Source organism: Streptomyces sp. NPDC003248, from assembly GCF_055563235.1.
The window spans coordinates 134,047-140,355 of the sequence record NZ_JBVHDT010000020.1; the positions used below are offsets into that span (position 1 = coordinate 134,047).

General features: G+C 73.6%; 3 protein-coding genes. 1 reads left to right on the top strand and 2 read right to left on the bottom strand.

Annotation, left to right across the window (positions count from 1 at the left end; translation table 11 throughout):
* Nucleotides 1-50 precede the first annotated feature (50 nt).
* Nucleotides 51-1,070: a polyphosphate kinase 2 gene (gene ppk2 / locus ACZ3KJ_RS32445; protein WP_467532237.1), complete on the top strand. Its 1,020-nt coding sequence runs from the start codon at nt 51-53 to the stop codon at nt 1,068-1,070.
* A gap of 49 nt (nt 1,071-1,119) precedes the next feature.
* Here the strand turns inward: ppk2 and ACZ3KJ_RS32450 are convergent, their stop codons facing one another.
* Both ACZ3KJ_RS32450 and ACZ3KJ_RS32455 read right to left on the bottom strand, forming a co-directional pair.
* Entirely contained in the window at nt 1,120-2,859 is a 1,740-nt protein-coding gene (locus ACZ3KJ_RS32450) for a SpoIIE family protein phosphatase (protein ID WP_467532239.1), read from the bottom strand.
* A gap of 328 nt (nt 2,860-3,187) precedes the next feature.
* Nucleotides 3,188-5,467: a catalase gene (locus tag ACZ3KJ_RS32455; RefSeq protein WP_467532240.1), complete on the bottom strand. Its 2,280-nt coding sequence runs from the start codon at nt 5,465-5,467 to the stop codon at nt 3,188-3,190.
* Nucleotides 5,468-6,309: the final 842 nt, after the last annotated feature.

Sequence of the window (6,309 nt, forward strand, 5' to 3'; positions counted from 1 at the left end):
GGCGCGCGTCGCCGGCGACCGTCAGCACTGGCCGAGGAGACGATGGGGAGATGGCCGAGACACCACAGGGCCCGGAGAACGCCGGCCCGCACGACGACGCCGGGGAGCCCGACGGGCTGCTCGACGGCCTGAGCGTGGACGAGCGCAGGCCCGAGAAGCCGATCCTCCTCGACGCCGACGGACGCCCCGTGCGGACGTGGCGGGAGAACTACCCCTACGACCGGAAGATGCCCCGGCCCGAGTACGAGCGGACCAAGCGCATCCTCCAGATCGAGCTGCTCAAGATGCAGCGCTGGGTGAAGGAGACCGGTCAGCGGATCGTCGTGCTCTGCGAGGGCCGTGACGCGGCCGGCAAGGGCGGCACCATCCAGCGCTTCACCGAACGGCTCAACCCGCGCGGCGCCCGCGTCGTGGCGCTGGAGAAGCCGACCGAGCGGGAGGCGGGCCAGTGGTACTTCCAGCGCTACGTGGCGCACCTGCCGGCCCGCGGCGAGATCGTCTTCTTCGACCGCTCCTGGTACAACCGGGCCGGCGTCGAACGCGTGATGGGGTTCTGCACGGAGGACGAGTACCGCACCTTCCTCGCCCAGGCCCCGCTGTTCGAGCGGCTCCTCACCGACGACGGCATCCTGCTGGTGAAGTTCTGGTTCTCCGTGTCCCAGGCGGAGCAGCGCACCCGGTTCGCCATCCGCCAGGTCGACCCGGTGCGCCGCTGGAAGCTCTCCCCCACCGACGTGGCCTCGCTCGACCGGTGGGACGACTACACGGCCGCCAAGGTCGACATGTTCCGCGCCACCGACACGCCGCACGCCCCGTGGACGGTGGTCAAGAACAACGACAAGCGGCGGGGCCGGCTGGAGGCGATGCGCAGCCTCCTGGACCGCTGCGACTACCCGGCGAAGGACCACGAGGCCATGGGCAAGCCCGACCCCCTGATCGTGGGCGTCGCGGACACCCTGCTGGAGGCGGGCGAGGAGCCCACCGACCTCTCCCCCACGCCCCTGGCCGGACACCGCAAGGGTCCCGGCATCCATCCGGCCGCCCCCGACCGGACCCCCGGGCAGGCGTGAGCCGGGCGCCCGCCGTCCGGCCGGCACCGGACGGGCGGCCGGCGCGACGTCAGCGGCCGCCCGCCGCGCCCTCCGGGGCCTCACCCGGGGTGCGCAGGGCGAGGACGGCGACGTCGTCGTCGTTGTCGGCCGGCCGGGTCCGCTCCAGCAGGCGGTCGGTGAAGGACTCCAGGGGCCGGTGCGCCAGGGAGGCGGCGTGCCGGCGGAGCCGGTCGAGCCCCTCGTCGAGGGAGCGGCGGGGGGACTCGATCAGTCCGTCGGTGTACAGCACGAGGGTGGAGCCGGGCGGCAGCGTGAGCGTCGCGTCCGGGCGGCTGCGGCGGGCACCGGTGCCCAGGAGGATGTCGTGTCCGTCGGTGAGGTACCGGGCCAGGCCGGAGCGGGTGACCAGGAGCGGGGGCGGATGGCCGGCGTTGGTCCACGCCAGCTCGTACCGCCCGCCGCTCCGTTCGGCCATCCGGGCGAAGATCATGGTGGCCATGGGGACCTCGGTGATGTGCATGACCGCGTCGTCCAGCCGTTCGACGATACGGCTGGGCGGTTCCTCCTGGGACCAGGCGTAGGCGCGGAGCATGTTGCGCACCTGGGCCATGCCGGCGGCGGCGTCCAGGTCGTGTCCGACGACGTCGCCGACGGCCAGGGCGGTGGCCCCGTCGGACAGGGTGAAGGCGTCGTACCAGTCGCCCCCGACGTGGGACGCGTCCGGCGCGGGCAGGTAGCGGACGGTCATCTCCACGCCCGGTACCCCCGGCATCTGGGGCAGCAGATGGCGTTGCATCGTCTCGGCGACCGCGCGCTGCCGCTGGTAGAGGCGCGCGTTGTCCACGGCGAGGCCGGCCCGGCGCGCGATGTCCTCCAGCAGCGCGAGGTCGGCGGTCGTGAACCCGGCCGGTCTCTCGGAGCGGCCCAGGGTGAGCGCCCCCAGCACCTCGCGGGTGCTGCGGATGGGGGCGATGACCGCCGAGTGGATGCCGGTGGCCTCGAACAGCCGGCGCTGTTCGACGGCGATGCCGGAGTCGGGCGGGCCCTGGTAGGTGCGGGGGCCGGCCAGGGCGGAGGCGACCCCGCGCAGCGCCCGGGAGAGCGGCATCGGGGACTCCTCGGGCACGGGCGGCATCGGTCCCTGGAGCTCCTCGTGAGGCACCAGGGCCCCCTCCTCGTGGTGGACGACGACGGCCCGCCGCACCTCGTCGCGCTCGGTGATCAGGTCGATGACGGCCCAGTCCGCGAGCAGGGGCACCACCAGCGTGACCAGGCGGTCCAGCGCCTCGTCGACATCGAGCGTGGAGGTGAGCCGGGTGGTGGTCTCGGCCAGCAGGGCCAGGCGTTCGAACGGCGGCAGGGAGTCGTCGGCCCGGTCCCGTGCGGTGCCGGCGCCGTCGGACGGGTGGAAGAGCACCAGGGTGCCCCGCTGTCCGCCGCCGAGGTCGTACGGGGTGATCGTCCAGGAGATGGTCAGCAGGGAGCCGTCCCCCCGTTCGAACCAGTCCCGCTCGGCCTGGGCCGTCCCGCCGGCGTGGAACATCGGCCGCATGCCGCACTGGGACCTCGCCATCGGCTCCCCTCGGGAGGTGCGGTGGAGCAGATCGTGCGCGTCGTGTCCCAGGAGTTCCGCGGCGGGGCGGGCCAGCAGGCGTTCGGCCGCCGCGTTCACGGCGACGATGCAGCCCTTGTCGTCCACGAGGTAGGCGCCGGTGCCCAGGGCGGCGAGCCGGTCGGAGAGCTCGCGCGAGGAGTCCTCCCGGCCGGCTTCCGTCTTCCCGGCCTCCGTGTTCCCGGGCTCCGTCACGTCCCTGCCTCCTCGACTCGCGTCCGCGGTGGAGTCGTACCCCGGTAGGCGTCCTGCTCCCGTACACGTCGCGCTCCGGTACACGTCTTGCTGCCGCACCCGTCTTGCTGCCCTACCCGTCGCACTGCCGTACCCGTCGTACTGTCGCACAGTCGTACTGCCGTACCCGTCGTACTGTCGCACAGTCGCGCTGGTGTACTTCCGTACCGGCCCGCACTCCGGATGCCCCGGTGCCGCGGCGGGCCCCGGCGGCTCAGCGCGCCGGGGCCCGGTGATCACAGCGCTCCTCCCGGGGCCGGGGCACCGGGAGGAGCGGCGGCCGTCCGTCTCAGACGGTGGTGGGGAACCGTTCCCAGACCCGGTGCGAGCCGAGCAGGCCGGTCAGCTGCTCGAGCGCGCCGGTGCCGCTGTCGGCGACCACGACACCGGGCGCGCCGGTGGGCACTCCGGCCGCTTCGAGGGCGGCCGCGCCGCCCGCCCACGCGCCGATGGCCTTGCCGTGCCGGAAGGCCTCCGCCAGGAGCAGGGCGACCCGGGGATCGACGGTGTCCGGTCCGCCGGGGGCCGGGGCGGCCTTGGCGTCACGGGCGCCGAACGCGTCGCTGCCCGCGGCGGGGGTGCCGACGACCAGCAGGCCGTCGAATTCGACCGACCGGGCGGTGGCGTACGTGCGCTGGACCGTCAGCGCACCGCCGTCCGCCCCCAGCTTGCCCCCGGTCGGCGCGACGACGAGGGGGACCATCCCCGCTCCCAGCACGGCCTCGCGCACGGCGCTCACGCCGTCGAGGTCGCCGTCCGCCCCGGTGACGATCCCGATGACGCGGCCGTCGGTGGGCCAGGTGCGGCCGACCTGGGACAGCGCCGGGCTGGGCTCGACGTCCGCGAGGGGCACGGTGGGCTTCGGCGCCGGCAGGCCGAGGCCGTTCGCGACCTGCTCGCACAGCTGCGGGTCGATGTTGGCGAGGACCTCCAGGGCCCGCTCCTTGATCGCCTGCTCGTAGCACTTGCCGAGCTCGAAGGTGTAGGCGCCGATGATGTGCTCGCGCTCCACGGGGCTCATGCTCAGCCAGAAGCGCCGGGGCTGGCTGAAGTGGTCGTCGAACGACTCGGGGGCCTCGCGCACCTTGGTGGCCTCCGGGATCCGCACGGGCGTCTCGATGAAGGCGCCCGTGTCCGCGCCGGCGGTGAAGGGGCAGCCCCCGTCCAGCGAGTTGGGGCGGTACGGGGCGACGCCCCGGTGGACGGCGGTCTGGTGCATGCCGTCGCGGAGCATGTCGTTGACGGGCGCGTGCGGCCGGTTGATGGGGAGCTGCGGGAAGTTCGGGCCGCCCAGCCGCGTGATCTGGGTGTCCAGGTAGGAGAAGAGACGTCCCGCCAGCAGCGGGTCGTCGGTGACGTCGATGCCGGGGACGAGGTGGCCGACGTGGAAGGCGACCTGTTCCGTCTCGGCGAAGAAGTTCGAGGGGTTGCGGTCGAGGGTGAGCAGGCCGATCGGCTGTACCGGGGCGAGCTCCTCGGGCACGATGTTGGTCGGGTCCAGCAGGTCGATGCCCTCGAAGGTCTGCTCCGGGGTGTCGGGGAACGTCTGGATGCCCAGCTCCCACTGGGGGTACGCACCCGCCTCGATGGCGTCGGCGAGGTCCCGGCGGTGGAAGTCGGGGTCGACGCCGTTGATGATCTGCGCCTCCTCCCACACCAGGGAGTGCACGCCCAGCTTGGGCTTCCAGTGGAACTTCACCAGCGTCGTGGCGCCCTCGGCGTTGACCAGGCGGAACGTGTGGACGCCGAAGCCCTCCATCGTCCGGAACGAGCGGGGGATGCCCCGGTCGGACATGTTCCACAGGGTGTGGTGGGTGGCCTCGGTGTGCAGGGTGACGAAGTCCCAGAACGTGTCGTGGGCGCTCTGCGCCTGCGGGATCTCCCGGTCCGGGTGCGGTTTGCCGGCGTGGATGACGTCGGGGAACTTGATCGCGTCCTGGATGAAGAAGACGGGGATGTTGTTGCCGACCAGGTCGAAGACACCCTCGCTGGTGTAGAACTTCGTCGCGAAGCCGCGGGTGTCGCGCACGGTGTCGGACGAGCCCCGCGACCCCAGCACCGTCGAGAAGCGCACGAACACCGGCGTCTCCTCGTCCTCCGCGAGGAACGCCGCCTTCGTCACGGCCGCGGCCGTGCCGTAGCTGCGGAAGACGCCGTGCGCCGCCGCGCCGCGGGCGTGGACCACGCGCTCCGGGATGCGCTCGTGGTCGAAGTGCATGATCTTCTCGCGCAGGTGGTGGTCCTGCAACAGCACGGGACCGCGCGGCCCGGCCTTGAGCGAGTGGTCGGTGTCGTACAGCCGGGTGCCCTGGGCGTTGGTCAGGTAGCTGCCGGACTGCGCCATCCGCGCCTGCTCGGCGCCCGTCGGCTGCCCCGTCGGCGACACGGTGTCGGGGCCGGTCTGGTCCGGCTTCGGCGGCAGCGGCTCGCGGGGCTCCGTCGGCTCGGCGACGGACGGCGACTCGGGCGCCGGCTTGCCGGGGACACCCTCTTCCGGCCCCTGCCCGTCTCCCCGCACGCTCTCCGCCACCTTGCGCACCGCCTTCTTCACCGGATTGGGCTCGCTCATCCATGTCCTCCTCGGCGTCCTGGGCCACTCGGCCGCGGACGCGTACGTAAAACTGCCGACTTCCCGCACAGCTCGCTGTGCAACAGGCGTTCGCACGACGTATCGAACGGTCGACCGTCCTCGCGGGCACAGCTCTCCCCACCCTCCGTCGGCCGGGCCGACCGCGCACGCCACGCGCGACGGGCGGGTTAACCGACCGGGCGGCCGGCGCCGGCCGCCGTCCCCGGCCGGGTCGGCCTCCCGCGCAGGGCCGCCTGTGCACTGGGGGGCGGCGTTCCGCTCGATGCCCCGATCGCCGGAGCGAGCGGCCTGTCGTCCTTCATGGGAACGGAGTAACCACGCGGGCCGGGGCCAATCACATCGACTGCCTGCACCGGGGTCCGGCGATCACGCACGGGGTGACGAGGCGACTTCGTACGAGACGGTGGGGCGACTGCGCAGGGGATCACGGGCCGGCCACCGGGCGGGGTGGCAGGGCGACCACCGGGCGGGATGGCGGGCCGGCCACCGGGCGGGATGGCGGGGCGACCACCGGGCGGCGGGAACGCCGCCGTCCCGGCGCGCACCGGCGCCCGCGCTGCGGCCGGCGCGGCTCCGGGCGGGCGGCTCCGGCCGGTCCGGTGGTCGCCCGTTCTGATGGACCGTCGGCGGAGGCACTGGGCGGCGGAGTCCCGGCGCGGAGCGGCTCGCCGCCGTGCAGCGGAACGGTGTTCACCCACCTGAGCGCCTGGAGTGGTGGCGGTCCGGGTGCTGGCTGACGGTGGATCACGTCGGGGCCCGAGTCGGTTCAGCTGACGAGACGCCAGCTGCTCGGCCCTGGCGGAAGGACTCTCCCATGCGCT

What these genes read in the sequence shown, in the direction of transcription:
- ppk2 (WP_467532237.1), top strand. Translation starts at nt 51, where the DNA reads ATGGCCGAGACACCACAGGGCCCGGAGAACGCCGGCCCGCACGACGAC.
- ACZ3KJ_RS32455 (WP_467532240.1), bottom strand. Translation starts at nt 5,467, where the DNA reads ATGAGCGAGCCCAATCCGGTGAAGAAGGCGGTGCGCAAGGTGGCGGAG.